Genomic DNA, 25540 nt, shown 5'->3' with positions numbered 1-25540 from the left:
TTAAACGGACGGACCGGCCCAAACGGCAAGTTGTTCGTCCAAAAACTGGACAAGTTCGCGCTTCAACGACGGTCCGTCAGCGCTTGAAATGCCGATGCACGATGGGCAGCCGTCCGCACACGGGCAGCGTTCGACCCATTCTTTCACATGTTTCATGATCTCTTCATACCGTTCAAACACCGCCTCCGACAGGCCGACTCCGCCTGGATAGCGATCATAAAGGAAAATCGTCGGCCGTCCGGAATGCGGCGCCTTAAGCTGCGGCACGACGTGAAGATCGGAGCGGTCGCACATGACAAACACCGGCACGAGATGACCAAGCACATTGGCGATGCCGACAAGGAGTTGTTCAAACAGCGCCGGGGAAAACCGTGACGGCACCGCCTCCCACTCGATCCACGCCGCCGACGTATGAAGCGTTTCCTCCGGAAGGCGGATCGGCCCTGATCCGATGTTTTCAAACGTCGACAGCTTCAGCTTTTTAAAAATCGTCGCCATCGCTCGGACCGATACATCACCGTAACGCACCGCCATTTGTCCGCGCGTTTCGCTCCGGTCTTCCGACAGCACATCAAGCCGGACAGCCAAATTGGCGTCCGTAAAATATTCAACATCGACTTGGCGGACGTACGCCTTTTTCTCCTCCCAGTCGAGCTTTTCAACTTGGTATTGTGCTCCTTCGTGCAAATAAATCGCTTCATCATGAAGCAGCGTCATCGCGCTGAAGCGGTCCATTTCGCCGATGACGCGATGGTGGGCGGTGTCGGAAATATCGATGATGACGACGTTTTCCTGAGCCGCGGAGCGCAAACTGATATCATGCGCGGGAAACGCGTCACTCATCCAGTGCCAGCGCCCAGCGCGTTCGTTTAGCACCCCTTGCTCGGCCAAAAAGTCGAGCACCTCTTCGACCTCGACGCCGCCGAACGTCTCGCCGCGCCGGAACGGAAGCTCATAGGCGGCGCATTTGATATGATCGACCAAAATGAGCAGATTGTCCGGGTTGATGCGCGCCGCCTCCGGCGAGCGGGCGAAAAAGTATTCTGGATGGGAGATGATGTACTGATCGAGGGGGCTTGCGCTTGCGATCATCACAACGAGCGAATCGCCCTGGCGCCGGCCGGCGCGCCCGGCTTGCTGCCACGTGCTGGCGATCGTTCCCGGATACCCTGTTAAGATGCACGCTTGCAATTGGCCGATATCAACACCGAGCTCGAGCGCATTCGTGCTCACCACACCGATAATCTCCCCGCTGCGCAACCCTTTTTCAATGGCGCGCCGCTCGTTCGGCAAGTAGCCGCCGCGGTAGCCGCGGATCGTCGTATCGCCGATTCGTTCGTTCACCACCGCCTGCAAATGGCTTAAAATCAACTCGACACGGACGCGGCTGCGGGCGAAAACGATCGTCGGAATGCGGTTGACAAGCAGCTGTCTTGCGAGCTCAACGGCCGTTTTTGTCGCGCTTTGGCGGATGTTCATCGTCCGCTCGACAACCGGCGGATTGTAAAACACGAAATATTTCCGCCCGCGCGGCGCCCCATTGTTGTCAATAAGCGCCACCGGTTCACCGATCAGCCGCTCCGCCAACTCTTTCGGATTGGCGATCGTCGCCGACGTGCAAATAAACGTTGGTCGACTCCCGTAAAAGGCGCAAATGCGCTTTAAGCGGCGGATGACGTTCGCCACATGGCTGCCGAATACGCCGCGGTATGTATGCAGTTCATCGATGACGACGTAGCGCAGCTGTTCAAAAAGAGAAATCCATTTCGTATGGTGCGGCAAAATGGCCGTATGGAGCATATCTGGGTTGGTGATGACAATATGGCCCGCTTGACGGATTTTTTGCCGCAGCGCCGGCGCCGTGTCGCCGTCGTATGTATGGCTGTAAATCGACACCCCCATCTCGGCGATGATCTCGTTTAGTTCATTTTTTTGATCTTGAGCGAGCGCCTTCGTTGGAAAGATATACAGGGCGCGGCTTGATGGCTCTTTGGCAATGGCATCGAGCACCGGCAAATTGTAGCAAAGCGTTTTCCCTGAAGCGGTCGGCGTCACGGCGACAATGTTCCGCCCGCTTTGGACCGCGTCATAAGCGGCCGCCTGGTGCGTATACAACGAAGCGATGCCGCGCGCTTTGAGCGCCGCGCCAAGCCGCGGATCGAGTTCGTCTGGAAACGGAACGAAACTCGCTTCTTTCGGTTCGATTTCATGCCAATGCACGACATTCGGATCTTGGCGAAGCTGTTCGATCCATTCCGACAGCGTCTGTTTTTTCACGTCGCATATCACCTCGTTTCTATTTTACATGCATTCCGTTTGTTTGCACTACAAAAAACGCCCACCAAGAGGCAGTCCTCTCTCGTTTCAAACTGGCAGACAACCGATATATCGGAGCCGGCCGAACGACAGAACGTTCGATTGTATCTGAACGGTTTTGGAAAAAGGATGCCTTCCTCTCATCTTCCCCGCCAAGGCGGCATCCATATGGGTCATTCTTCTTGGCACAAAAAAACGTCCAGCCGCTACAGCTGGACGGAATGGGCTCCACGATAGCCGAGCCTTGCCGACAGTTCTTTGCCGATCTGCCGCATGCGCACAGTGAGCGATGTGATGCGGTCGTCCGTCATGCGGATCGTCGGGCCGGAAACGCTGATCGCCGCGACGACGCCGCCAGTATAGTCAAAAATCGGAACGGCAACACATCGGATACCGTACTCGTTTTCTTCCAAGTCAAGCGCATACCCGTTTTGCCGGACGGTCTCAAGTTCGCGGAAAAATGCCTCGCGGTCGGTGATTGTCCAATCGGTATGCTTCGGCAGTCCTTTCCGATCGATGATCTCTGCAGCCACCGCGGGCGGCAAATGGGCTAAAATGGCCTTGCCGACCGCCGTGCAATGCATCGGAGCCCGCTTGCCGACTTTGGAGTGCATGCGCAGCGTCTCCGTTCCTTCCAATTTTTCAATATAAATGACTTCCCCTTGATCATAGACGACGAGGTGGATGACCTCGTTCGTTTCTTTTTCGAGCTCGCGCAAATATGGCTTCGCCTCTTGGCGCAAATCGATCGAATCAAGCAGCTTTGAGCTGAGCTCTAAAAACTTGTAGCCGAGCTTATACCGCTCCGTTTCCGGATGTTGTTCGATATAGCCGTATTGGGCAAGCGTCGTTAAAATGCGGTACACCGAACTTTTGTTGATGTCCATTTGTTTCGCGATTTCCGTCACGCCCAGCCCGTCCTTTTTCGTGCTGACGATTTCGATAATTTGCAGCGCCCGGCGGACCGATTTGACCGTGTTTTCTCGTTCCATCGCATTCACCTCGATTTGTTCTCTCCGCTCGCCATTATACACGAACAGCCGGGCTTTTGCAGGCGGGAGAGCAGCGCAGGCGCGCATGGCAGCGAGCGCCGCCTTAACGGACGGAACGTATTCACCGTCAGGACGCGCCTGATGCCTTGTTTGGCCCAGAGATGCCGCAGGTTCGTTATGAACGTCGGATGGAAACGGCTGGCGCTTTGGCGGCGACGAACGTATTGCGGAGCGTGCCGATGCCGTCCACATCGCATTCAATGACCGTCCCCGGGCCGACAAGCTCGGCGCCGACCGGGCTTCCCGTCAAAATGACGTCGCCCGGTTGCAGCGTCATGACATGAGACAAATACGAAATCATTTTGCTGATGGAAATGATCATCAGCTCGGTCGAGCTGTTCTGCTTTTCTTCACCATTGACCCGCGCTTTCACCGATACAGCCCGAGGATCGAGCTCTGTTTCAATGACCGGGCCGAGCGGTGTAAACGTATCGAACGATTTTCCGATCGTCCAATGGCCGTCCGGGTGGAAAAACTGCGGCGCGGTGACATCGTTGGCGACCGTATAGCCGAAAATATACGACCACACGTCTTCTTCGCTCACCTGCTTTGCCTCTTTGCCGATCACAACCGCCAGCTCGGATTCAAATTTCACTTCACCAACCCCGCTCGGAATGACCACCTCCGCTTCCGGCCCGACGACCGACGAGGATGGTTTAAAGAAAAAGACAGGAATATCTGGCAGTTCCACCGGCAGCTGTGCACTTGAGGCCACATAGTTGGCGCCAATGCCGATCACATGGCGCGGTGCAAGCGGCGCCACGAGCGAAACGCGATCATAGCGAAATACGTTTCCCGTATAATCCCAAGCGGTGAACATATTTCCTTCGATTTCGCGGATCACTTCACCGTTCACCACACCGGCGCGAATCACGCCATCAGCGAGAAAACGGGCAAATTTCATCGATGGCTACCCCTCTCTGACACGATTTTGTTCCTCAACTTTTTCCTTGACTCGAGCCACCCCGGTCTCCATGGCGGCGCGGGCGACGGCGGAAGCGACGGCCTCGACGACGCGACGGTCAAACGGATTCGGGATGACATACTCTTCCGTCAGCTCTTCCGGCTGGATGAGCCCGGCGATGGCTTCGGCAGCGGCAATTTTCATCGCCTCATTAATTTGCGTCGCCCGCACATCGAGCGCGCCGCGGAAAATGCCAGGGAACGCCAACACGTTGTTCACTTGGTTCGGCAAATCCGACCGGCCGGTCGCGACCACGGCGGCGCCGGCGGCTTTTGCCTCATCCGGCATGATCTCAGGGACCGGATTGGCCAAGGCGAATACGACCGCCCCGCGGTTCATCGTCCGAACCATCGCCGGCGTCAACGCCCCAGCAACCGAGACACCGATAAACACATCCGCGCCTTGAATGACGTCCGCAAGCGTCCCGGAGATACGGCGGTGATTCGTTTGCCGGGCGATTTCTTCCTTGATAGCGTTCATCCCATGCGAGCGCCCTTCATAAATCGCTCCTTTTGTGTCGCAAACGATCAGTTCGCCGACTCCGATCGACAGCAGCAATTTGGCGATCGCCACCCCGGCAGCGCCGGCGCCGTTGATGACAACCCGGCAATCGGCAAGCTGTTTGCCAACCACTTTCAAGGCGTTCGTCAGCCCAGCGGCCACGACAATCGCCGTGCCATGCTGATCATCATGAAACACCGGGATCGCCATCTCTTGGCGAAGACGCTCTTCAATGACAAAGCAGGCGGGGGCGGCGATATCTTCCAAATTGATGCCCCCAAACGCCGGTTCCAGCAACTTGACCGTTTGAATGATTTGTTCCGGATCTTCAGTATCGAGGCAAAGCGGCACGGCATCAATCCCGGCGAACGCTTTGAACAAGGCGGCTTTCCCTTCCATGACCGGAAGCGCCGCCCGCGCGCCAATGTTGCCAAGCCCAAGCACCGCCGTGCCATTCGAGACGACGGCGACAAAATTTCCCTTCACTGTATAGTTGTACATTTCGTCTTGGTCGACGTAAATTTCTTTGCACGGTTCAGCCACTCCCGGCGAATAAATGAGACTTAAATCATTGGCATTCACGACCGGCACTTTCACTTCAACTGACAGCTTTCCTCTTGCCTGCCGATGGACAAGCAACGCTCGTTCTCGCAAATGTTCCATCACTGATCCCTAGCTACTAGCCTTCCCCATCCCCTTGTACCGCCTTTTGTGCTGCTTTGCGTTTGACAACCGGCCAATAGTAACTAGGAGCTGCCTCCTTTCTCCATTTATTTTCTTAATTTTCTGATCATAATAGATAGGAAGGAACAAGGTCATCCATCCCTTGTTCCTTATACAACTTTTGGCGTTTATTGCTGAATGGCGGCAAATTTCGCTTTTGCTTCTTGACGGCGGCGGTGCAAAATCGGCTCGGTATAGCCGTTTGGCTGTTCATAGCCGCGGAAAATGAGATCGCACGCCGCTTGGAACGCCACCGAATCATCGTAATTCGGCGCCATCGGACGATAGTTCGGATCGCCGGCGTTTTGTTCGTCGACGACTTTCGCCATCCGCTTGAGCGTCTCAAGCACTTGCTCTTTCGTGCAAATGCCATGATGGAGCCAGTTGGCGAGAATTTGGCTCGAGATGCGAAGCGTCGCCCGGTCTTCCATCAGTCCGACGTTGTGAATGTCCGGCACTTTCGAGCAGCCGATCCCTTGGTCGATCCAGCGGACGACATAGCCTAAAATGCTTTGGCAGTTGTTGTCGAGCTCTTCTTGAATCTCTTCCGCTGTCCATTGCGGATGGTCAACGACCGGGATTTGCAACATGTCGTCGCGATAATCGTTCCGATCGTTCGCCAGTTCGCTTTGCACAGCGGAGACGTTCACTTGATGGTAATGAAGCGCATGGAGCGTGGCCGCTGTCGGCGACGGCACCCATGCCGTATTGGCGCCTGCTTTGAGCTGCGCTCCTTTTTGCTTCAGCATTTCTGCCATCAAATCCGGCATCGCCCACATTCCTTTGCCGATTTGCGCCCGGCCGCGGAAGCCGGCGGCAAGCCCAACGGCGACGTTCGATTTTTCATACGCCTGCAGCCAAGTCGATGATTTCATCTCGTTTTTGCGCAGCATCGGCCCCGCTTCCATCGACGTATGAATTTCGTCTCCGGTCCGGTCGAGGAAGCCGGTGTTGATAAAAATGATGCGGTCGCGCACTTGGTAGATGCAGTTTTTCAAGTTGAGCGACGTGCGGCGCTCCTCGTCCATCACGCCGATTTTAATCGTATTCCGCTCAAGGCCGAGCATATCTTCGACACGGTCAAACAGCTCGTTGGCAAACGCCACTTCCGCCGATCCGTGCATTTTCGGCTTGACGATGTAGATGGAACCTTTGCGCGAATTCAAGTAGCGTGTATTGCCGATGAGCGAATGTTTCATAATCAAGCTTGTAATGACGGCGTCCATGATCCCTTCATGCACTTCCTCGCCATTCGCATGCAAGATCGCGTTGTTCGTCATTAAGTGCCCGACGTTGCGCACGAACATGAGCGAACGGCCCGGCAGCACGAGCTCCCCGCCATCCGGCGTTTTGTATACGCGATCCGGGTTCAGGGAGCGCGTCATGATTTTGCCGTTTTTCTCAAATGTCGCTGTCAAATCGCCTTTAACGAGACCAAACAAGTTGCGGTAAACGAGCACTTTGTCTTCGGCGTCAACGGCCGCCACCGAATCTTCACCGTCCATGATCGTTGTCACGGCCGCTTCTAGGACAATGTCTTTGACCCCGGCTTGATCCGTTTTTCCGACCGCATGCTCGCGGTCGATTTGAATTTCAATGTGAAGGCCATTGTTCTTCAGCAACACCGCTGTCGGATGTTGCGGGTCGCCTTGGAAGCCGACGAATTTTTCCGGCTCTTTCAGCCCCGTCGTCGCCCCGCCTTCTGTCGTCACGACAAGCTGGCCATCAACAATGGCGTACTGGACAGCGTCTTTATGGGAATATTGCGCCAGCGGCACCGCTTCATCTAAAAACTGCCGCCCGTAGGCGATGACTTTCGCCCCGCGCACCGGGTTGTACGACGAACCGCGCTCGGCGCCGTCTTCTTCGCTGATGGCATCGGTGCCGTACAGCGCGTCGTACAGGCTGCCCCAACGGGCGTTGGCAGCGTTTAATGCATAGCGGGCGTTCGTCAACGGAACGACGAGCTGCGGCCCGGCTTGCACGGCAATTTCATCATCGACATTGTCGGTCGTAATCTCAAAGTCCTCGACTTCCGGCTCCAAATAGCCGATGTCTGTCAAAAATGCTTTATATTCGTTAAAATCAAAGCGGCCGCGATGCGCTTTATGCCACTCATTCAATTTTTCTTGAATTTCGTCGCGGCGGGCGAGCAATTCTTTGTTGCGCGGCGTCAAGTCGGAAATGAGCGCGCCGAAATCGCTCCAAAACTTGTCTTGATCCAACCCGCTGTTCGGCAGAAGCTCCTCGTTGACAAAGTCGTACAACACTTTGGCGACTTGGATGTTCCCTTTTTGTACGTATTCGCCCATTATTCTCTTCCCCTCTCTTGTTTCTTATTACGAAACATCGTTTCTCAATTTCTCTAAAAAGATGATACCATGAAACGAAATGACTGGCAATCGTTTTCAAAAAATTTTCATTTCACTGTCGACGGCGTCTTTGTCTCTACACAACGCCCCGGCGTCGGGAACAGCTTGCCGGCGTTGAGCAAGTTTTTCGGGTTAAACACGTCGCGGATTGCCGTTTGCGCCAAAATTTCCTCATCAGTGAAAATGAAGCGCATCTCTTCTTTTTTCTCAATGCCAACGCCATGTTCCCCTGTAATTGATCCGCCGACCGCCGCGCACGCCTTGAGGCATTCGCTTCCGGCGGCAAGCGCCCGCTCCGTCTCCCCAGGCTTGCTCGCATCAAACAGCACAAGCGGGTGCAAATTGCCGTCGCCGGCGTGGAAAATGTTTGCGATTCTCAGTCCATACTTGCGGCTGATATCGGCGATTTCCCGCAGCACTTCCGGCAGACGGCTGCGCGGAATGACGCCATCTTGCACTAAATAGTCAGGCGAAATCGCCCCCATGGCGCCAAAGCCGGTTTTCCGGTTCGCCCACCAGCGGGCCCGTTCTTCCTCTGACTGGGCGACTTTCACTTCGCGCACATGATGGCGGCGGCAAATCGTTAAAATATCGTTGATTTGTTCGTCGATCCCGGCGGAAATGCCATCCACTTCAATGAGCAACAGCGCGGCGATGTCTTTCGGATGCCCGACCGGAAACGCGGCCGCTTCGACCGCCTCGATGGCCGTTTGGTCCATCATCTCGAGCGCCGCCGGCACGATTCCAGCGGAAATGATGTCAGAAACGGTCTGGCTCGCATCTTCCACTTCGTCAAAATAGGCGAGCACCGTCTGTTTGGCCTCGGGATTTTTCAACAAACGGACGGTGATTTTTGTCACGATGCCAAGCGTCCCTTCCGACCCGGTCAGCAGCCCGAGCAAATCGTAGCCTGGCGGATCGGGAACGCCGTTTCCGCCGATTTCAATCACTTCGCCGTTCGGCAAGACGACTTCAAGCCCTAAAATATGGTTCGTCGTCACTCCGTATTTTAAGCAGTGGGCGCCGCCAGCGTTTTCAGCGACGTTGCCGCCGATCGTGCAGCAATATTGGCTTGACGGGTCGGGCGCATAGTAATAGCCGCGGTGGGCGACCGAGTTCGTCAACTTCAAGTTGACAAACCCCGGCTCGACGACGGCGCGCCGGTTTTCGAGATCGACGTGCAACAGCCGCTTCATCCGCGTTAGGCTGATGACGACTTCGCCGTTTAGCGGAATCGCCCCGCCGCTTAACCCCGTGCCGGCGCCGCGGGCGAGAAACGGAAGATCATGCTCATGGCAGTATTTGACGACCGCCGCCACTTGCTCCGTGCTGTTTGGAAATACAACCGCCCTTGGCAAATGGCGGTGGACGGTGAAGCCGTCGCAGTCATACGCCATTAAATCTTCTTTCCGGTATAAAATCGCCTGTTCCCCAACGATGCGGGCGAGCGCTTGGATGTGCGGGTCGTTCGTTGCAATCGGCCGTTTTCTCATATGCGCACGTCCTTCCCTTCTTCTTTTTGGTACGCCCAATCGAGCAGCTGCACCGTATGGACGATTTTTTGGTTTCGTCCATGTTTCATGACGCCAAGCGCCATTTGCAGCATGCAACCTGGATTGCCCATCGAGATCAGCTCCACCTCTTGCGGCACGTGTTGCATTTTGCTCTCAAGCACCGCTTGTGCCATCTCCGGATGGGTGAGGTTGTAAATGCCGGCGCTGCCGCAGCAACGATCGGCGTTTGGCATGGCGACCATTTCCACCCCCGGAATGCTTTCAATCAAAGCGCGCGGCTCTTGGCGGATGCCCTGGCCATGGGCCAAATGGCACGCATCATGGTAGGTGAGGCGCACGTTCAATTCCGCTTTCGGTGGTTTGAAGCCCGTGTCATGCAAAAATTTGGACACATCCTCAACTTTGGCGGCAAATTGCTCCGCCTTTTCATGCCATTCCGGGTCATGGCGGAACAGTTCCGGATATTCTTTCAACATGCAGCCGCAGCCGGCGGCGTTAACGATGACATGGTCGACATGTTGAAACGCCTCAATATTTTGCTTGGCGAGCTTCCGGCCGGTTTCGCGGTCGCCGGCGTGAACGTGAAGCGCCCCGCAGCACGTCTGGTTCGGGACGATGACGACATCGTTGCCGTTATGGGTCAATACACGGATCGTCGCTTCGTTAATATCACTAAACATAACATCCATGACGCATCCGGTCAAAATCGCGACGGTTCGCTTTGTTTCCCCCTTCGCCTTAATGAGCGGCTGATGTTTATACTTTCTCCGAACCGGCGTACCGACCGCTGGCAAAATCGCCTCCATCTCAGCCAAGTGATCGGGCATGACACGCAGCAGTCCGGTTTTGCGCGCCACCGTCTGCAAGCCGCTTTTTTGGTACCATTTCAGCAGGCGGCCGAGCCAATCGAGGCGCGACGGATGCGGAAAAATGCCTTTTAAGAAAACGTCGCTGACAAGCGCCTTCCAACCGGTGAGCGGAACCGCCTGGCGGAGCTGGCCGCGCACTTGTTCAATGAGCCCACCGACATCGACATCGGCCGGGCAAGCCGTCGTGCATGCACGGCAATCCAAGCACGTAAAAATCGGATCGAGCAAATCAGGCGTCAACTCAAGCTTCCCTTCGCCGACCGACTTCATCAAATGAACGCGGCCGCGCGGAGAGTGCTGTTCTTCACCCGTCTGTTCGTACGTCGGGCATGATTCTAAACACATGCCGCAATGAACGCAATCAGCCCACTTGCTCGGGTCCGGCAAATCGTGAAAACGATAGTTTCCAAGACTCGCGGTCGCACACGCCGGGCTGTCCGCCCGCTCATTGGTCATCGTGCTCATCATTAAATCCCCCCAATAAAGCGTTGATCGTTGACCGTTTTGTTCGGATCGATTTTTCGCTTAATGCCTTCGAGCAGGAAAAAGTACGACGGCTTTCCGCCCCAGACGTCGACGCGCTGGCGCAGCGAAAGCGGCAAATGTTTCACAATCGCGTAGCCGCCCAGGCGAACCGCTGCCTGACGCAGCTCCTCTATTGCCGCCAACACTCCTTCTTCACTCCCATGTACATACGCCTGACAAAGCCCGTGGCCCAATCCGCCGTGCGCCTCAAGACGGACGTGGCAGCGATCAGCGATGAGAACGCTTTCCCGCAAGACGGCGAGCACATCCAAGTTGACGACGCCGATTTTCACCGCCGCTTCCACGCCGTTTTTCGCCAACGCCAGGCGCCCGTTCGGCGCCGCTGTATAAAACGCCTGCCAAAAGGCGGAAGCCTCCTCAGCAGCTAAAATGGACATTTCCGCCATTTTCGGCCGCAGCCGTTCCACCCATTGTTCTTGGTAATGGACGGCGTTTTCCACATCTTCAAACCCGATCACAAGCGTATAAACCGGCCGTCCCGTCAGCCGCTCGGAAAGCGCCGGGTTAAGCAGTTCAAAGCAAACCGGCTCCATCATCGTATCAAGGAAGGAAACCGCAAACGAGCGAATATCATGAACATCGCCGGTTGGAAATGACAATAAAACAACACTTTCATATTTTGGCAGCGGCCGGAGCTTGAGCGTGATCTCGCTCAACACGCCGAGCGTCCCCATCGCTCCAATGAACAGCTTGTTCATATCGTAGCCGGCGACGTTTTTCACGACTTTGCCGCCTGAACGGATGATCGTCCCATCTGGGTACACGATGCGCATCCCGATGACGGAATCGCGCGCCGACCCGTAGCCGAGACGCTTCGGTCCGCTGTCGTTGGCCGCAATCACTCCGCCGATCGTCGCTTCCTCCGGCCAAAACGGATCTAAGGCGACCTTTTGCCGATACGGGGCGAGCGCGCGCTGCAAATCGCCAAATTTCGTTCCTGCCTTCACGGTGACCGTCATATCAGCGGCCGCATGTTCGACAATGCCGGTATAGTGTTCCAACGACAACAAGATGTCTGCCTGTTCCCGCTGCCCGCCAAATCCCCGTTTTGTGCCGCGTCCAGCGATGACGACTTTTTTGCCATGGCGGTCGGCATAGCGGAGCACCGCAGCGATTTCTTCCTCTGCTCGCGGATAGACGGCCACCGCCCCATCATTGCCGAGGGGATGGAACGATTCATTCCGTTTGATCTGTTCTGGATGCAAAAACGCCTGCAGCTCCTCAATCCATGTCAATGAAAGCATGAGCGCCCTCCTTCGTTTCGTAATAAGAAACATTGTTTCTTTTTATCTGTAAAAAAAAGCGAACCGCTCGAACCGTTTTCTTTATCAGGCGGAGGGTGTCCCAAAAGAATCGGGACACCTTTTCTGATCACCGTCATATATACAAGTGATTTAGCCCAAAACAACCTTTGGAGCCAACCCTCCCTGCTACTTCTATTAAACCATCGCTCCTCCATTTTTTCAACGAATTTTTTGAATTTGACGATCATTTTGTCCATTCTATCTCTTTTACCACCACCCCGACCTGCTGCTCGAGTGGCTGAATGACCGCGGCCATATCCAAGTCGGCAAGGCCTGCGGCGACCGCTTCGGCAAACGCTTCTTCCGCCTGCATGCCGAGGCGGCGGCCAAGGCCGATCTCGTCCATCAACTCGTTCGCCAGGCGCACGTCCTTGTGCACATACTTCACCGCCCCGCCAGGAGTGAATTGACGCGGCAGCACGAACTGCTCCATATGGCGGCGCAGCATCCGGCTGTCTCCGTAGCTTTCTTTTAACAGCCGATACAGCTTCCCGGCATCAAGCCCATAAGCGACGCCAGCGACCATCGCTTCCGCCGCGGCGACGGAATGGACAGCAACCAAGTACTGATTGATCACTTTCGCCGCGCTGCCGGCGCCGCTTTCCCCTAAATATTCGACCGTTTTTCCCAACGCCTGAAGCAGTGGGCGCACCTGCTCCCATGCTTCTTTCGCTCCGCCGACCATGATTGTCAGCGCCCCTTGCTCCGCCCCTTCCGGACCGCCGCTTACTGGCGCATCCAAATAGGCGACGCCGCGCTCACCGGCGCGCCGGGCGACAAACCGGCTTGTTTTCGGGCCGACGGTCGTAAAATCAAGACAAATCGTCCCAGGCCGGGCCACGCTGAGGACGCCGCCTTCACCTGTATACACTTCGATGACATCATCCGGCATCGATAAACACGTGCAAATGATATCCGCCTCACCGGCCAGTTCTGCCACTGTCGCCGCCTGTCGGGCTCCAAGGTTGACAAGCGGAACCGCTTTTTCTGTCGTACGGTTGTACACTGTAACATTGAATCCCGCTTCAAGCAGCCGTCTAGCCATGCGCGAGCCCATCACGCCCAATCCGATAAAGCCGACGCGTGTCATCGTCCGCCTCCCCCTTTCATTCCGCGGTATTCATCATACCAGACAAAACTTTCGCTGCTTTTCCCTGATGGAATGTACTCAAGCCCAATCGCTCCATTGTAGCCGTGCTCTTGCAAAAATGCGAAAATCTCGCGATACGGAAGCTCTCCCGTCCCCGGCTCATGCCGCCCGGGGGCATCAGCGAATTGCACATGCGCGATGAGCGGTGCGTAGTCGGCAAACGTCGCTGTCACATTGCGTCCGAGCCGAGCCATATGATAGACGTCATATTGCAATTTCACATTCGTCCGGCCGAGATCGCGGATGATCGCCGCCGCTTCCTCAATATCGGTTAAAAAGTAGCCGGGCATATCGAACGGATTGATCGGTTCAATCGTCAGCGTCAAACCATGAACAGCAAGCGTTGCAGCCGCTTCGTCAATGCGGCGCATATACGTCTCCTTCGCCCGCTCGCGCGGCAAGTCCCTTGGCAACACTCCGGCCATGCAATGAAGATTCGGCACACCGAGCGCGAGCGCATAACGCACTCCTTCCTCCAGTGCACGCCGGAATTCATCATGACGGTCAGAAAAAATGGCGAGCCCGCGCTCCCCCTTTTCCCAATCGCCAGCGGGCAAATTCAGCAAAACAAGCGACAGCTCAAGCTGCTCGAGTTCATCAGCAATCGCCTCAGGAGCCACCGAGTACGGAAACTGGCATTCAACGTGCGAAAACCCATGCTGCTTCGCCTTGGCAAACCGGGCGAGAAACGGCGCTTCCGTGAAAATCGTCGATACATTGACGGCAAACTTCATCATGAGGCTCCTTTCTTCTCCATTTCTTTCTCTATATTCGCCCCACCGTTTGCCGATTCCTGCCTCACCGCGTTTCCCCTTTAATGCCGTAAAAAAACAGCCGCACCATTTCGACTTGCCGCTTTGATCAATGCCACAGTCATGGAAAAAAGGCTGCCCCAAAGGAGCAGCCCTTTTTGGCGCTCAATCCTCATCGCTGGCGAAAAAACGCAAAATGTAGACAAACAAATTGATGAAATCAAGGTAAATATTGACGACAATCATCGGGATATCCGCTTCCGTAAAGCCGTAGCGGGCCAAACGGTTGATGTCGTAAATCGTAAAGCCAAGGAAAATCAAAATCCCTAAAGCAGCGATGCCCATTTGCCCGACGCTGGAAAATGGAATGAACCATTGGATGATCAGCAAGCCAAGAAGCGCAAACGCGCCAAGCATCAAAAACCCGCCGAGGAACGAAAAATCTTCTTTCGTTCTCGCTGCGTAAATGGCAACGCCGGAAAACGATACAACGGCCAGCGCAAACGCTTTGAACACCGCCGCCGCGCCGATGATGGAAATGTAATAGCCGATGAGCGGATAGAGCGTCGCCCCCGAGACAAACATAAACGCAAACATAAGCGGATAGCCGACAGCTTTTTTCACGCGGGCGAACATCATGACCAACAGCAGCACAAGTTCAAGCCCGTAAAGGGGCAAATACAGGCCAGCCGGCACCCATTGCCCGGCATACAGCCCCGCCGTCGCGACGGCCAGCGCCGCTAAAAAGGAAACCGCCAACTTCGCCACTGGGCTATGCGGACGATAAACGGTCGAATGATTCATGGCAACCCCCTCCTTTTTCTTTCTAGTTTAGCATATATTTGTTTCTTGTCACAGCCCTTTCTTTTTGATTGACGCAGACTGCATGGACCGTCCACCATGATGTATGGCCCATCGTTCGATCCATCGAAACCAGCGGGCGGCAAACAGTTTTTTCAGCACCGGTGGAACGACAAGCAAAATGAAAAAAATGCGGAACATTTGATAACTTGTCACAACGGCAAGGTCGGCATGCGCTTCCCGCGCCAAAATTCCCATTTGATCCATGCCCCCCGGCGCCAAGGCGATGAACGCTGTCAAATACGGCACGCCATGCAGAGCCGTTAAGACAAATGCCGAAGCCATGGAAAACAAAATGAGCGCAAGACCGGTAACCACAGCCGCCAGCACGGCTCTTCCCTTTTCCGCGATGCGAGCCGGTTTCAGCATTAAGCCTAGATAAGCGCCCATCGCGATTTGCGCGATATCTAACAAAGGAGCTGGCAAATGGGGCGCCGGTGTCCCGGCAATGACCAGAGCCGATGTTCCGATGATCGGGCCAAGCAAATAGGCAGTCGGCAGTTTGATGCGCCTTCCGATGATCGCGCTGGCAACCGTGACGATCAAATACAGCCAAACAAGACCGACGCTCCAATGCGCCCCTTGTCCGCATTCTGCGCCCGTCCCCGCCTCAGCGCCGCCGGAAAAGAACGGGCTTAAGGCGATAAGCGGGACGAGAAACACGACGCCCATCAGGCGCATCACTTGAAAAAACGTGACAATCGTTGCATCGACACCGTCGAGCTCCTCGCCCAACACAAGCATTTGCGACAATCCGCCGGGGATGCTGCCGGTGACAACCGAACGGAGCGGAATCCTTGTCCATCTCGCGACAAGGCAAGAAACAAGGAAGCTAAACAACAAAATCAACACCGTCGCCAGCAACATCGCCGGCAATTGTCGGCCCATCTCCACAAGCGTTCCTGCCGTCATCGATGTCCCTAGCGTATAGCCGATCGGAATGAGCGCAGCGTTGCGAATGCCGACCGGCCAATACAACTTTCCCTTCAAAAAACGACCAACCAAAAGCAACGCAGCTGCTGGACCGAGCATCCAATGGAGCGGAACGCCAAACAAGGCGAAAATGAAGCCGCCGAGCGCCGCGATCACCAGCGTCAACGCGATGCGCGCCATGCTGTTCCGCCCTTGTTGTCTTTCCAAAGCCAAGCGAACACTTCCTCTCCACCTTACATCAACGAAATTGTGCTTGCTGTCAATGAACAAAACTTGACAGCGCAGCGATTGTACTTGACTGCCGGTTTTATCGACAGCGGACGGCGGCGCGAAGGAAAAAAGGGGCGACAACTGTTGCTCTATTATCCTCTTTCTGCAACCTAGAAGTCTGCCCGACGAAACCATTTTGGCGGATTCCAAAATAGTGAAATAAACAAATGTTCCAATCGTATAAAACGGAAGATTTTGCATAAATATTCGCTGACTTCAATCCATCGGACAGTTCCTAGGAACGATTAAACAAAAGCATTCCTCTTCGTTTTGCAGAGAGGAATGCTTCCCTTCCCATGAAAGGCAAGAAATCCTCGCTTTTTTCGTCGATCGACGTCCGCTTAATCAGCGAATAAATCGGATGACAAATACCGCTCGCCGGAATCGGGCGCCATGCAAAGGACGCGGGCGCCTTTGGGGAGCTGTTTCGCCACTTTGATGGCGTAATAGGCACTGGCAGCGGCCGAAGCGCCGACCAAAATGCCTTCCTTCGCCGCCAGTTCGCGCGCCATCTGTTGGGCATCCTCATCTTTGATCAAAAAAATGTCATCATAAATCGAGCGATTTAAAATTTTCGGGATAAACCCCGGACCCGTGCCGGGAATTTTGTGCGGCCCCGGCTTGCCGCCCGACAACACAGGCGAACCGTACGGTTCAACGACGTAAATGCGCAAATTCGGGATGCGTTTTTTCAGCTCCTCCCCTGTTCCGGTCACCGTCCCGCCGGTGCCGGCGGTTAACACGAACGCATCGAGCCGTCCATCAAATGCTTCATAAATTTCCACCGCTGTTGTATGCCGGTGTGCATCCGGATTGGCCGGATTTTCAAACTGCATCGGAATAAAGCTGTCAGGGATTTCGCTAGCAAGCCGGTTTGCCTCATCGATCGCCCCTTGCATCCGCTTCTCCGCCGGCGTCAAATAGACTTTGGCTCCGTACGCCTTTAAAATTTTCACCCGTTCGACCGTCGCATTGTCGGGCATCGTAATGATGCAGCGATACCCCCTGGCGGCGCACACCATGGCCAGGCCGATGCCGGTGTTGCCGGACGTCGGTTCGATGATCGTGCTTTTTCCCGGTGTAATTTTCCCTTCCGCCTCCGCGCGTCGGATCATTTCCCAAGCGGGCCGATCTTTGACGCTTCCGCCTGGGTTGAACGATTCGAGCTTTATGTATACCTCTGCCCCGTTTGGATCAGGAAGGCGGCGCAACTTGACAATCGGCGTGCCGCCGATCAAATCTAAAATCGAGTCATACAATTTCACGATCGTCCCCAACCTTTTGCAAAATATTTGTTCGTCCCATTCATTATAAATGATTTTTCCTTTTTCATTCAAACAGTCTGTCCGGTCCGCAGCACCAGGCGTTTTTGGATCGCTTTTCGCAAAAGGACGTTCATTTAGCCGGATCGATTGCGATTTTTCCTCTGTTCTAGTCCGATATTCCCCCTTATAATTAAAAAATAAACGATGGAAAGCGAGGTGGCTTTTTTGGCATCTGCGGCACAGCAGCTCGTCACCCATTTAGAAGCCCATTTGCCGAACTTTCTCGCCTATTGGCGGCAACATATGAAAATTGCCGACGATGACAAATACATCGATCATGTCGAACAAAACGGCTTAGCAGTGTTTGAGCTGGTCAAAGAAGCGCTGTTGCGGTCGCTATCTAGCGAGACGGTCGAACGGTTAGCCAACAAAATCGCGAAAGAACGTGCGGAAATGAATGTCGGCATCGGAGCTCTCGTCTACAACGTCAACCTTGGGAGGCGGCTCGTCATCAACCACGCGCTCGCCGCGCCGCTGTCGGTCGACGAGCTGTCCCCGCTCATCGACCATTTGAACGAGCTGTTTGACCAATTTCTGTTTCATGTCATCACAAAATACAATGAGTTAAAGGAAAAAGAACTGCATGAAAAAAACGCGCTCATTGCCAGATCGCATCAAGACCGGCTGACGCTGCTTGGGCAAATGTCATCGAGTTTTGTCCATGAGTTTCGCAATCCGCTTACGGCTATTATTGGTTTTATTCAATTATTGAAGTTTGAGCATCCGCATCTTCCTTATTTAGACATTATCGACCATGAGTTGCAGCAGCTGAAATTTCGCATTTCGCAATTTTTGCATGCCTCACGCAAAGAAATTGTTGAAAGCGAAAAAGAAACGTTTTCGCTGTACCAGTTGTTGGAGGAAATTATCGAGTTTTTATACGCCACGATCGTCGACAGCGATGTCGACCTTTCGGTGGCGATCGATGAATCCATACATATATTTGCCTATAAAGATCAGCTGCGCCAGGTGCTGGTAAACATTTTGCTCAACTCGATCGAAGCGGTGAAAGAGAGGGAAAAACCGCGGCGGATCAACATCGCCGCCCGTTGCCAAGACGGAAGCATCATCATCGAAATCGCCAACAACGGTCCGTCCATTCCGGCCGACATTGTGGAAACGATTTTCGAGCCGTTTTTTACGACAAAAAAACTCGGAACCGGCATCGGCCTGTACATTTGCAAAAAAGTGATTGAAGACCATGGCGGAGATATCCGCTGTTTATCCGATGAAGACATGACGACGTTTTCCATCCGCCTCCCTGCATAATGAACAGCGGAAATGGGCATGATGGATGAAAAAAGGTGATGCCGATGAAAACGTTTTGGAAAGGCTGGTTGGAGCAGGCGGCAAGTGCCATCCGCGAATGGCTCGAGCGGGAGATGCATTCGTTCGCCGAGCTCGCTGCGTTCATCCGCCATCATCCGGATACCGTTCGACAAGAACGCACATGGCTTGGCTTGACGTACCGGTTCTACTCGCTCACGATAAACGGAGTGTCATTGAAAATGGAAACGAAAGTCGCCCGTGAAGGCAAGGAGCGCATTCTCTTTTTATCGGTCCATGCTCCGCGTACGAAAGCCGCTGTCTACCGCGCCTATGACGAAGACGGCGATTTGGCGGACATCATCGCCACTCCGCCGCTGTCCCAAAAAACCGCACCAGTTTGACCACGGTGCGGTTTTTTCATCATCATTTCGCGAAAAAGCCCCGCTTCCGAGCGAAATGAAAGCAGGAAGAAAGGTCAACCTTTCATGCCCTGCAGCCATTCTTGGTAACATTCCGGACAAAGCGTTTCTTCGTGTTCTTCGCCATTCGTATGGAACGATACGTAATGCACCTTGTCATCGCACTCGCACTGACAGTAAAAACATGTTTCGCTCATCGCTTTCCCTCCCTTGCCTATTAGTGTGAGCCGTCTTATAACAGCGTTGCAAGGGAACTATTCCCAGCGGCATGAGCACAGAATAAACGACGCTCGATGCGATCAGTGCGACGTGAGCGACAACAAATAGTCCAATACCGCCTCTTGCTCTTCCTTCGTAAACCCGGCTTGATGGTCGATCCAATACCGGTGCCCGGCGCCGGTCACATGCACCGACTTTAGAGCTGGAACGGCGGCATTCGCGGCAATGACGCGGCCGCGCCACGTCCGGTCGATCAGCGCCCGCAGACTGTTGCGCGCATCAGGGGCGATGCCTTTTTGAACGGTGCCCGAAAGCCCGAGCTCACCGTTCGGCCCAACCGCCACGCCGCCGTCGTGCAAATACGGCGCACTCCACGCCAGGCCGATGAGGCTCGGCACTTTATACCCGCCCGGCGAATCACCGTGGGCGAAGGCAAGCCTGAGTTGTTTTGGATCTAAACGGTTCGTCGGCACGTTCAATACTTTCGCCCCCTTTGGGATCGGGACCGGCGTATCCGGAGCGTACAACACGGCCTCTCCGAACACTTTTTCTGTCTTTTTCAGTGCTTTCGCCCGTGACGGTTCCGTGCCGATGACATTCGCCGCCACGACGCGGTTGTTCGTCAAATACGCCCCGGCATGGCAGCGGATGCAGCCGGCGCGGACAAACACCTCTCTTCCTCTCGCCGCCCGCTCCTCGCTGATCCGTTCATTTGGCGGCGGAGGATTGAGCGTATTTTGCCAAGCGGCTACGGCATTGTTTTGCTCATTGAACCGATAACCCGGCTCGCTGACGATCAACCCATCTCTGTTTGCTCGCTTCATACGGCGCAATATCGCTCCCATCCGGCACAAACGCATACTCGCCCCGGCGCAAAAGAAGAACGGCGCCGGCGGCTAAGAGAAGGAGAACAGTAACGCTTAGCACACTAGATGCAATCAAAACGTTTAACATATCTTGGACAGAAAAGCCGCTTATCTATTTTTCGACTGTCGAGGGCAAGCCACAGGCTTGCCCCCGTCACGCCTTGGCGTGGCGGAAGACTGAACAACCACCCGCTTCCTAGACCCATACATGAGGCTGAAAGCGGCGTTGTTCGGTCTCCCGACAGTCGATCAAATGCTCGGCAAAAGCCGCAAATGTGAAAACTTCAAATTGCATCTGTATGCAATCGGTCGGCCGCTGAAGAAGAAAATGGGATTTCACCATGGCAAAAGGTGAATCCCATTTTTCATGATTTGTCCGTCAATCGCCCATCCTAACAACAAAGGAGGTGAACAGCGTGAAACGCCGATACCGAATATGGGCCGCGGCCAGCGCGGTTGTTGCTCTACTCGTTGCCGCAGCCGTCTTGGGGCGACCGGCTCCAGAAGAAAACGCCCCGGCTCCACCGCGGCTGAAGCCGTTTGACGCCGAGGTCGCACCCACCCATCCAACCGTTGTCGCCTTAGACAGCTTAAGCGCAGGCGAGCAGCTGAAACAGCAGTTGAACAAGCACCCGCGCATTCGGGAAATCCTCCATAATCGCCGCGGTGACCGAAGCCATTATTTCGCCAATGAGATCGTGGTCCGCTTTCGGGCATTGCCATCGGAAAGCCGTCTTCAACAAATGGAGGCAGCCATCGCCGGCCAGTTCATCAAGCAGGTCGACCACGTGTTTGTATTCCGCTCGCGCGAGCAAACGTATGAGGAAATGCGCCGCTATTTCCGCTCTCTTCCAACGGTTGATTATTGCGAACCGCACTACATTTACATGCAAAATGAGTGGAACAAGCCGGCGCCGGTGCCGAACGATTCGTTTTACGCCCGCTACCAGTGGAACTTGCCGGCCATTCATACCGAAGACGGCTGGACGCTGTCGCGCGGCAAGCGGAATGTGCCTGTCGCCATCATCGACAGCGGAGTCGATTTGACCCATCCCGATTTAACCCGCCGCCTTCTGCCCGGATATAACGTATTGGCCGACGACCGCTCTCCGAATGACGAAAACGGCCATGGCACCCATGTCGCTGGCATTATCGCCTCACAGCCGAACAACGGCGAAGGAGTCGCCGGCATAACATGGTTCAACCCGATCATGGCCGTCAAAGCATTAAATGCGGACGGCTATGGAACGAGCATTGATGTAGCGAAAGGAATCCGCTGGGCGGTCGACCACGGGGCAAAGGTCATCAATTTAAGCCTTGGCAACTACCAACCGTCCTCGGTGCTTGAGGAAGCGATCCGCTACGCCGACGCCCATGATGTCGTGCTTGTCGCCGCTTCCGGCAACGACAGCACGTCGCAGGCGAGCTTCCCAGCCGCTTATCCAGAAGTGATCAGTGTTGGCGCTGTCAACCCGGATCTTTCCTATGCGCTTTATTCCAACTACGGCGACTATGTGGATGTCGTCGCGCCTGGAACGAACATTGCCAGTACGTTTGCCGGCCACCGGTACGCCGCCCTTTCCGGCACGTCGATGGCCGCGCCGCACGTCACCGCGCTCGCCGCTTTGATCCGCTCCGTCAACCCGCGGCTTTCGAACGATGAAGTGCGCGACATTATTCTCGAAAGCGCTGACGATTTGGGAGAGAGAGGAAAAGATCCGTATTACGGCTATGGGCTGATTAACGTCTACCGCGCGCTCGAGCTGGCTAAGCGATAACCGATGCTCCTTCCGCCAATGATTGGGGAACTCGTCGCTGGGAAAGGTCAAACGGACAAAATTCTCATCTCCTGTGCGAACGATGTTAAAACTCCCCCACAGCATCAATCAGCAAACAGCCGGAAACGGCGCCTTCGGTGCCGCATTCCCATAGAGGAGCGCCTATCTGCTGAAACGAAAAACGATGGGGATTCGGGCTATACCCCCATCGTTTTTTCGCGCGTCAACATCGTCGTCACCGCCCCGACGACCGTGACAACGACAAGCGAGTGGACAAACGGCACTGAGTCGATGATCATGCTCCCAGCTGAAATAATGCAGGCGTCAATGACAAAAATGATGATCCCGACGTTCCAGTTCGTCCATCTAGCGATAAACTGGGCGAGCAGGTCGGTCCCGCCCGTGCTCGTCTCCTCGCGCAGCATCAAGCCGATGCCCGCGCCGACCAGCACCCCGCCGATGACCGCGCTCAAAAGCGAATCCAACACCACCACGCCGCGCAAAACGGACAATACGTCAATCATCCATGAGGAAAATAAAAGTCCGTGCAAGCTGTTGTAAAAAAACGGGCGGTAGTAAAACCATGCGGCTGCATAAAGCGGAACGCTTAAGACGATCATCGTCAACCCAGCCTGAACGTGCCACACGTATTTGGCGATCAGCCCGAGCCCGATCATCCCCCCATCAAGCAAATGGTGAGGGACTAAAAAGACGTTGATGCCAACGCCAAGAAGCAGACTGCCGACAATCACCGCCGCCATTTTTTTGATCATCACGAAACCCCTCCGCCACGGCTTATCCCAACGAGCCAACATGCCTCCATATATATGTATATAGCGCCCCTTGACAGAGCTTGTCTCTTTTTTGCCGCATCGCGGAGGAAATGGCTAGTCACGGACGAAATACAAAAATAAGAGGCCAGGCCTCTATGCCCAACCTCTTATTTTTGCGCTTTTGTCGTCTCGTCATCGTCGATGATGCCTTTTGTCGCATTCTTAAATTCGCGCAGCGTTTTCCCGGCCGCTTGTCCTAACTCCGGCAGCTTTTTCGGTCCGAAAATGAGCAAAGCGAAAAAGACGATGAGCGCAATTTCTCCAAAGCCGATGTTCATGTTTGTCACTCCAATGTTCAAGCGTCGTTTCTTGAATCATTATACCATAGAAGAACGGACGGTGTCATCGTCTTTCCCTTGACAAAACGGCGACAATTTGCACATCTCTCATTGTTCCTCAAGCAGTCGCACCGGTACGTCTTGTTCGTGTTCCGGCTCATCGGTGAAATAAACGCGAGCCATTTCGCGCTCATCATCGACGTGCTGAATCACCACTTGTTTCCCTTTATACATCACCGGAACGATCTCCCCAGCTTCAGCCATTCGCTTCGCCCGCAACAGTTCCATCTACTCCCCTCCTTTCGCACTGTCCTCCGCCTGCGCCCGCAAGCTTTTCCAAAACAACTCGTCGCTGCAGACGATCTCATGAAGCTCGCCTTCGTCTCCTTTGGCGTTGATGATTTCAAGCAACTGCGTCATATCGCCCATTTCGTGCCGATCGTTTTTCACCGAATCATCCCCTTTCTTTGGCAAACTGATGACAGCGGACATCCCATCGCTTCGTTTCTGCGTTGACTCCCTCAAAAAGAAGGAGTATGATTCGAATTGGTGTGTATAGAAAGGAGGAAACACTATGAAGGAGCGGGACTATTATTTTGACAACGCGAAATGCGCGCTCATGCTCCTCGTCGTGTTTGGCCACTTTCTACGCCCGTACATTGACGGCGTCTTATGGGTGCACAGCTTGTATACGTGGATTTTCTTTTTCCACATGCCAGCGTTCATTTTCATTTCCGGCTATTTCGCCAAAAAATTCCATGAGCACGGCTACTTGCAAAAAATCACGAAAAAATTGCTCATCCCGTACGTTCTGTTCCAGCTGCTGTATTCGATCTACTATTTCTTCCTGTATGACAAACAGTCGCTGGAACTTGACTTATTGACCCCGCATTGGAGTTTATGGTTTTTGCTCAGCCTGTTTAGCTGGAACGTGCTGCTGTTATGGTTCGGCCGGCTGCCAAAGCGGATCGCATTGCCGATGGCGCTTCTTCTCGGCTTGACCGGCGGCATGATGGAAGCGGAAAAATGGCTGAGCTTGTCGCGGACGCTCACGTTTTTCCCGTTCTTTTTGCTTGGATTTTTCTTTCAAAAGTCGGCGATCGAGCGCTTGTTTGCCGCCCCAGTGCGCCTCGTTTCGCTATTTGTGCTTGTTAGCATGTTTTTCGTCATCCATTTCGGGTTTCCGGATTTGCCGCAAGATTGGCTGTACGGCTCGAAATCGTACGATACGCTCGGCGTCTCGGAACCAGCCGGCATTGCGAGCCGCCTCGCCATTTATGGGGCGAGCCTGCTCATGATGTTTGGCTTTCTGTCGCTCATCCCGAGCCGTCGCTTCTCCTTTTCCGTGCTCGGGGCGCGCACGTTTTACATCTATATCTTGCACGGGTTTATTTTAAAATATTTGCACGAGACGCCATTCCCAGACTTTATTATGGATGTGCACGGCTATCCGCTTCTGCTTGCACTGTCGGTTGCCATGATGCTCATCCTTGGAAGCAAGCCGGTCGTCCGGCTCGTGCGGCCGCTGTTGGAATGGCGATGGCCGAACTGGCGGCAGACAACGACCTAGCAGTCAAAAAAGAAGGGGGTGTCCCAAAAGGATCGGGACACCCTCTTTCGTCTCTATATATACGTACTGACCTCTTCTTTCGCACTATATTTTGTGTCTATCCTGAAGGCAGACAGCCTTTTGGGTCAGCCCCTTTTTCCATTTATGTTATGGCGCTTTGCCTACAAGTGGAAACCGACTTTTTCATTCAGCGCGTGCGAGCTGCCCGCACCGCTTCCGCTAAGGCGGCGGCCGTCGCCTTTGGCGACGGAGCCGAAGCGATGGCGCTGATGACGGATACTCCATCCGCCCCGGCTTCCACAACGGTTTTGGCGTTCGCAGCCGTAATGCCGCCAATGGCGACGATTGGAATGGTGATGCCGGCTTCGCGCAAGCGGCGGAGAACATCCGGTCCTTGCGCTTCCTTTGCATCCTCTTTCGAACTGGTCGGGTAAATCGGGCCGACGCCGAGGTAATCGGCGCCCGCCTCAACGGCCGCCATCGCTTCTTCGACGTTGTGCGCTGAGACGCCCAAAATTTTATCGCCGATTTTTTCCCGCACGCGCCGCGCGTCCTCATCGTCTTGACCGACATGGACGCCGTCGGCATCAATGGCGAGGGCCAGCTCGACGTCATCGTTGACGATAAACGGCACCCCATAAGCGCGGCAAAGGCGCTGCAGCTGCCGGGCGAGCGCCTCTTTGTCCGCCCCTTTTAAAGCGCCCGGCCCTTTTTCGCGGAATTGAAACAACGTCACACCGCCGTCAAGCGCTTCTTTCAGCACATCGGCGGCCGGACGTTCGCTGTTTTGGCTTCCCATAATGAAGTAAACAGCCAGCCGCTCCTTCATTTCGCCGCTCGCGATGCGCACCATCGT

At 54.6% G+C, this 25540-nt stretch carries 23 protein-coding genes and 1 pseudogene; 4 read left to right on the top strand and 20 right to left on the bottom strand.

Features of this window, described 5'->3' with window-relative positions:
* The 13 genes from JCR24_RS10845 to cysK form a co-directional block, all read right to left on the bottom strand.
* Entirely contained in the window at positions 1-2277 is a 2277-nt protein-coding gene (locus JCR24_RS10845) for a DEAD/DEAH box helicase (RefSeq protein WP_023634477.1), read from the bottom strand.
* A gap of 245 nt (positions 2278-2522) precedes the next feature.
* A complete protein-coding gene (locus JCR24_RS10840) occupies positions 2523-3308 on the bottom strand; it encodes an IclR family transcriptional regulator (protein WP_031213154.1) in 786 nt (261 codons plus the stop codon).
* A 175-nt stretch (positions 3309-3483) separates the two neighbouring features.
* The gene (locus JCR24_RS10835; RefSeq protein WP_238980607.1) at positions 3484-4272 is read right to left on the bottom strand and encodes a fumarylacetoacetate hydrolase family protein; all 789 of its coding nucleotides are present in this window, start codon (positions 4270-4272) and stop codon (positions 3484-3486) included.
* Between the two features lie 6 nt (positions 4273-4278).
* Positions 4279-5496, bottom strand: coding sequence for an NAD(P)-dependent malic enzyme (locus JCR24_RS10830; protein WP_011231030.1), 1218 nt, complete (start codon positions 5494-5496; stop codon positions 4279-4281).
* Between the two features lie 188 nt (positions 5497-5684).
* The gene (locus JCR24_RS10825) at positions 5685-7868 is read right to left on the bottom strand and encodes a malate synthase G (RefSeq protein ID WP_011231029.1); all 2184 of its coding nucleotides are present in this window, start codon (positions 7866-7868) and stop codon (positions 5685-5687) included.
* A 107-nt stretch (positions 7869-7975) separates the two neighbouring features.
* Positions 7976-9421, bottom strand: a complete 1446-nt coding sequence (locus tag JCR24_RS10820; protein ID WP_013145472.1) for an FAD-linked oxidase C-terminal domain-containing protein — start codon at positions 9419-9421, stop codon at positions 7976-7978.
* Complete coding sequence (locus JCR24_RS10815) at positions 9418-10779, bottom strand: (Fe-S)-binding protein (protein ID WP_014195676.1); 1362 nt, start codon at positions 10777-10779, stop codon at positions 9418-9420. Before JCR24_RS10815 ends, JCR24_RS10820 begins: the two co-directional genes overlap by 4 nt.
* On the bottom strand, positions 10779-12101 hold the full coding sequence (locus tag JCR24_RS10810) for an FAD-binding oxidoreductase (RefSeq protein ID WP_081132520.1): 1323 nt from the start codon (positions 12099-12101) through the stop codon (positions 10779-10781). The genes JCR24_RS10815 and JCR24_RS10810 overlap by 1 nt, the downstream gene beginning before the upstream one ends.
* Positions 12102-12345: 244 nt before the next feature.
* On the bottom strand, positions 12346-13251 hold the full coding sequence (locus JCR24_RS10805) for an NAD(P)-dependent oxidoreductase (RefSeq protein ID WP_238980606.1): 906 nt from the start codon (positions 13249-13251) through the stop codon (positions 12346-12348).
* On the bottom strand, positions 13248-14045 hold the full coding sequence (gene hyi, locus JCR24_RS10800; protein ID WP_031213236.1) for a hydroxypyruvate isomerase: 798 nt from the start codon (positions 14043-14045) through the stop codon (positions 13248-13250). The genes JCR24_RS10805 and hyi overlap by 4 nt, the downstream gene beginning before the upstream one ends.
* A gap of 183 nt (positions 14046-14228) precedes the next feature.
* The gene (locus tag JCR24_RS10795) at positions 14229-14867 is read right to left on the bottom strand and encodes a Bax inhibitor-1/YccA family protein (RefSeq protein ID WP_011231023.1); all 639 of its coding nucleotides are present in this window, start codon (positions 14865-14867) and stop codon (positions 14229-14231) included.
* Positions 14868-14915: 48 nt separating this feature from the next.
* Positions 14916-16037: an AbrB family transcriptional regulator gene (locus tag JCR24_RS10790; protein WP_369793562.1), complete on the bottom strand. Its 1122-nt coding sequence runs from the start codon at positions 16035-16037 to the stop codon at positions 14916-14918.
* A gap of 431 nt (positions 16038-16468) precedes the next feature.
* Positions 16469-17392, bottom strand: coding sequence for a cysteine synthase A (gene cysK / locus JCR24_RS10785; protein ID WP_033025319.1), 924 nt, complete (start codon positions 17390-17392; stop codon positions 16469-16471).
* A gap of 225 nt (positions 17393-17617) precedes the next feature.
* Between cysK and JCR24_RS10780 the strand changes: the two genes are divergently transcribed.
* Together JCR24_RS10780 and JCR24_RS10775 are read left to right on the top strand one after the other, a co-directional pair.
* Positions 17618-18721 (top strand): sensor histidine kinase, encoded by a 1104-nt coding sequence (locus JCR24_RS10780; protein WP_238980605.1) that lies wholly within the window; start codon positions 17618-17620, stop codon positions 18719-18721.
* Positions 18722-18765: 44 nt separating this feature from the next.
* A complete protein-coding gene (locus JCR24_RS10775) occupies positions 18766-19122 on the top strand; it encodes a hypothetical protein (RefSeq protein ID WP_033025256.1) in 357 nt (118 codons plus the stop codon).
* Between the two features lie 74 nt (positions 19123-19196).
* Here JCR24_RS10775 and JCR24_RS10770 read toward each other — a convergent pair whose 3' ends face one another.
* Complete coding sequence (locus JCR24_RS10770) at positions 19197-19337, bottom strand: hypothetical protein (protein WP_164977981.1); 141 nt, start codon at positions 19335-19337, stop codon at positions 19197-19199.
* 102 nt (positions 19338-19439) lie between these two features.
* A pseudogene (locus JCR24_RS10765) lies at positions 19440-20165 on the bottom strand (electron transport protein); the annotation flags it as partial.
* Positions 20166-20641: 476 nt separating this feature from the next.
* Here JCR24_RS10765 and JCR24_RS10760 point away from each other — a divergent pair.
* Positions 20642-22003, top strand: a complete 1362-nt coding sequence (locus JCR24_RS10760; RefSeq protein WP_238980604.1) for a S8 family peptidase — start codon at positions 20642-20644, stop codon at positions 22001-22003.
* Between the two features lie 197 nt (positions 22004-22200).
* Here JCR24_RS10760 and JCR24_RS10755 read toward each other — a convergent pair whose 3' ends face one another.
* From JCR24_RS10755 to JCR24_RS10740, 4 genes are all read right to left on the bottom strand, one after another.
* Positions 22201-22776, bottom strand: a complete 576-nt coding sequence (locus JCR24_RS10755) for a YitT family protein (protein WP_033025253.1) — start codon at positions 22774-22776, stop codon at positions 22201-22203.
* A gap of 167 nt (positions 22777-22943) precedes the next feature.
* Positions 22944-23114 carry a twin-arginine translocase TatA/TatE family subunit gene (locus JCR24_RS10750; protein WP_011231011.1) on the bottom strand — a complete coding sequence of 57 codons (171 nt, stop codon included), beginning with the start codon at positions 23112-23114 and terminating at the stop codon, positions 22944-22946.
* 108 nt (positions 23115-23222) lie between these two features.
* A complete protein-coding gene (locus JCR24_RS10745; protein WP_011231010.1) occupies positions 23223-23402 on the bottom strand; it encodes an H-type small acid-soluble spore protein in 180 nt (59 codons plus the stop codon).
* Positions 23403-23564: a hypothetical protein gene (locus JCR24_RS10740; protein ID WP_227456639.1), complete on the bottom strand. Its 162-nt coding sequence runs from the start codon at positions 23562-23564 to the stop codon at positions 23403-23405.
* Between the two features lie 124 nt (positions 23565-23688).
* Between JCR24_RS10740 and JCR24_RS10735 the strand changes: the two genes are divergently transcribed.
* Positions 23689-24684 (top strand): acyltransferase family protein, encoded by a 996-nt coding sequence (locus JCR24_RS10735; RefSeq protein ID WP_013523631.1) that lies wholly within the window; start codon positions 23689-23691, stop codon positions 24682-24684.
* Between the two features lie 187 nt (positions 24685-24871).
* On the opposite strand, the gene thiE is transcribed toward JCR24_RS10735, so the two are convergent.
* Positions 24872-25537 (bottom strand): thiamine phosphate synthase, encoded by a 666-nt coding sequence (gene thiE / locus JCR24_RS10730; protein ID WP_238980603.1) that lies wholly within the window; start codon positions 25535-25537, stop codon positions 24872-24874.
* Positions 25538-25540: the final 3 nt, after the last annotated feature.

The organism is Geobacillus sp. YHL (genome assembly GCF_022341265.1).
GTDB classification, from domain to species: domain Bacteria; phylum Bacillota; class Bacilli; order Bacillales; family Anoxybacillaceae; genus Geobacillus; species Geobacillus thermoleovorans.
Note: the sequence above shows the minus strand (reverse complement) of the source record. Positions and strands in the feature narration are given on the sequence as shown.

Coding starts and splice junctions, on each gene's coding strand:
- JCR24_RS10840 (WP_031213154.1), bottom strand. CDS start 3,308: ATGGAACGAGAAAACACGGTCAAATCGGTCCGCCGGGCGCTGCAAATT.
- JCR24_RS10835 (WP_238980607.1), bottom strand. CDS start 4,272: ATGAAATTTGCCCGTTTTCTCGCTGATGGCGTGATTCGCGCCGGTGTG.
- JCR24_RS10830 (WP_011231030.1), bottom strand. CDS start 5,496: ATGGAACATTTGCGAGAACGAGCGTTGCTTGTCCATCGGCAGGCAAGA.
- JCR24_RS10825 (WP_011231029.1), bottom strand. CDS start 7,868: ATGGGCGAATACGTACAAAAAGGGAACATCCAAGTCGCCAAAGTGTTG.
- JCR24_RS10820 (WP_013145472.1), bottom strand. CDS start 9,421: ATGAGAAAACGGCCGATTGCAACGAACGACCCGCACATCCAAGCGCTC.
- JCR24_RS10815 (WP_014195676.1), bottom strand. CDS start 10,779: ATGATGAGCACGATGACCAATGAGCGGGCGGACAGCCCGGCGTGTGCG.
- JCR24_RS10810 (WP_081132520.1), bottom strand. CDS start 12,101: ATGCTTTCATTGACATGGATTGAGGAGCTGCAGGCGTTTTTGCATCCA.
- JCR24_RS10805 (WP_238980606.1), bottom strand. CDS start 13,251: ATGACACGCGTCGGCTTTATCGGATTGGGCGTGATGGGCTCGCGCATG.
- hyi (WP_031213236.1), bottom strand. CDS start 14,045: ATGAAGTTTGCCGTCAATGTATCGACGATTTTCACGGAAGCGCCGTTT.
- JCR24_RS10795 (WP_011231023.1), bottom strand. CDS start 14,867: ATGAATCATTCGACCGTTTATCGTCCGCATAGCCCAGTGGCGAAGTTG.
- JCR24_RS10790 (WP_369793562.1), bottom strand. CDS start 16,037: ATGGCGCGCATCGCGTTGACGCTGGTGATCGCGGCGCTCGGCGGCTTC.
- JCR24_RS10775 (WP_033025256.1), top strand. CDS start 18,766: ATGAAAACGTTTTGGAAAGGCTGGTTGGAGCAGGCGGCAAGTGCCATC.
- JCR24_RS10770 (WP_164977981.1), bottom strand. CDS start 19,337: ATGAGCGAAACATGTTTTTACTGTCAGTGCGAGTGCGATGACAAGGTG.
- JCR24_RS10755 (WP_033025253.1), bottom strand. CDS start 22,776: ATGATCAAAAAAATGGCGGCGGTGATTGTCGGCAGTCTGCTTCTTGGC.
- JCR24_RS10750 (WP_011231011.1), bottom strand. CDS start 23,114: ATGAACATCGGCTTTGGAGAAATTGCGCTCATCGTCTTTTTCGCTTTG.
- JCR24_RS10745 (WP_011231010.1), bottom strand. CDS start 23,402: ATGGAACTGTTGCGGGCGAAGCGAATGGCTGAAGCTGGGGAGATCGTT.
- JCR24_RS10735 (WP_013523631.1), top strand. CDS start 23,689: ATGAAGGAGCGGGACTATTATTTTGACAACGCGAAATGCGCGCTCATG.
- thiE (WP_238980603.1), bottom strand. CDS start 25,537: ATGGTGCGCATCGCGAGCGGCGAAATGAAGGAGCGGCTGGCTGTTTAC.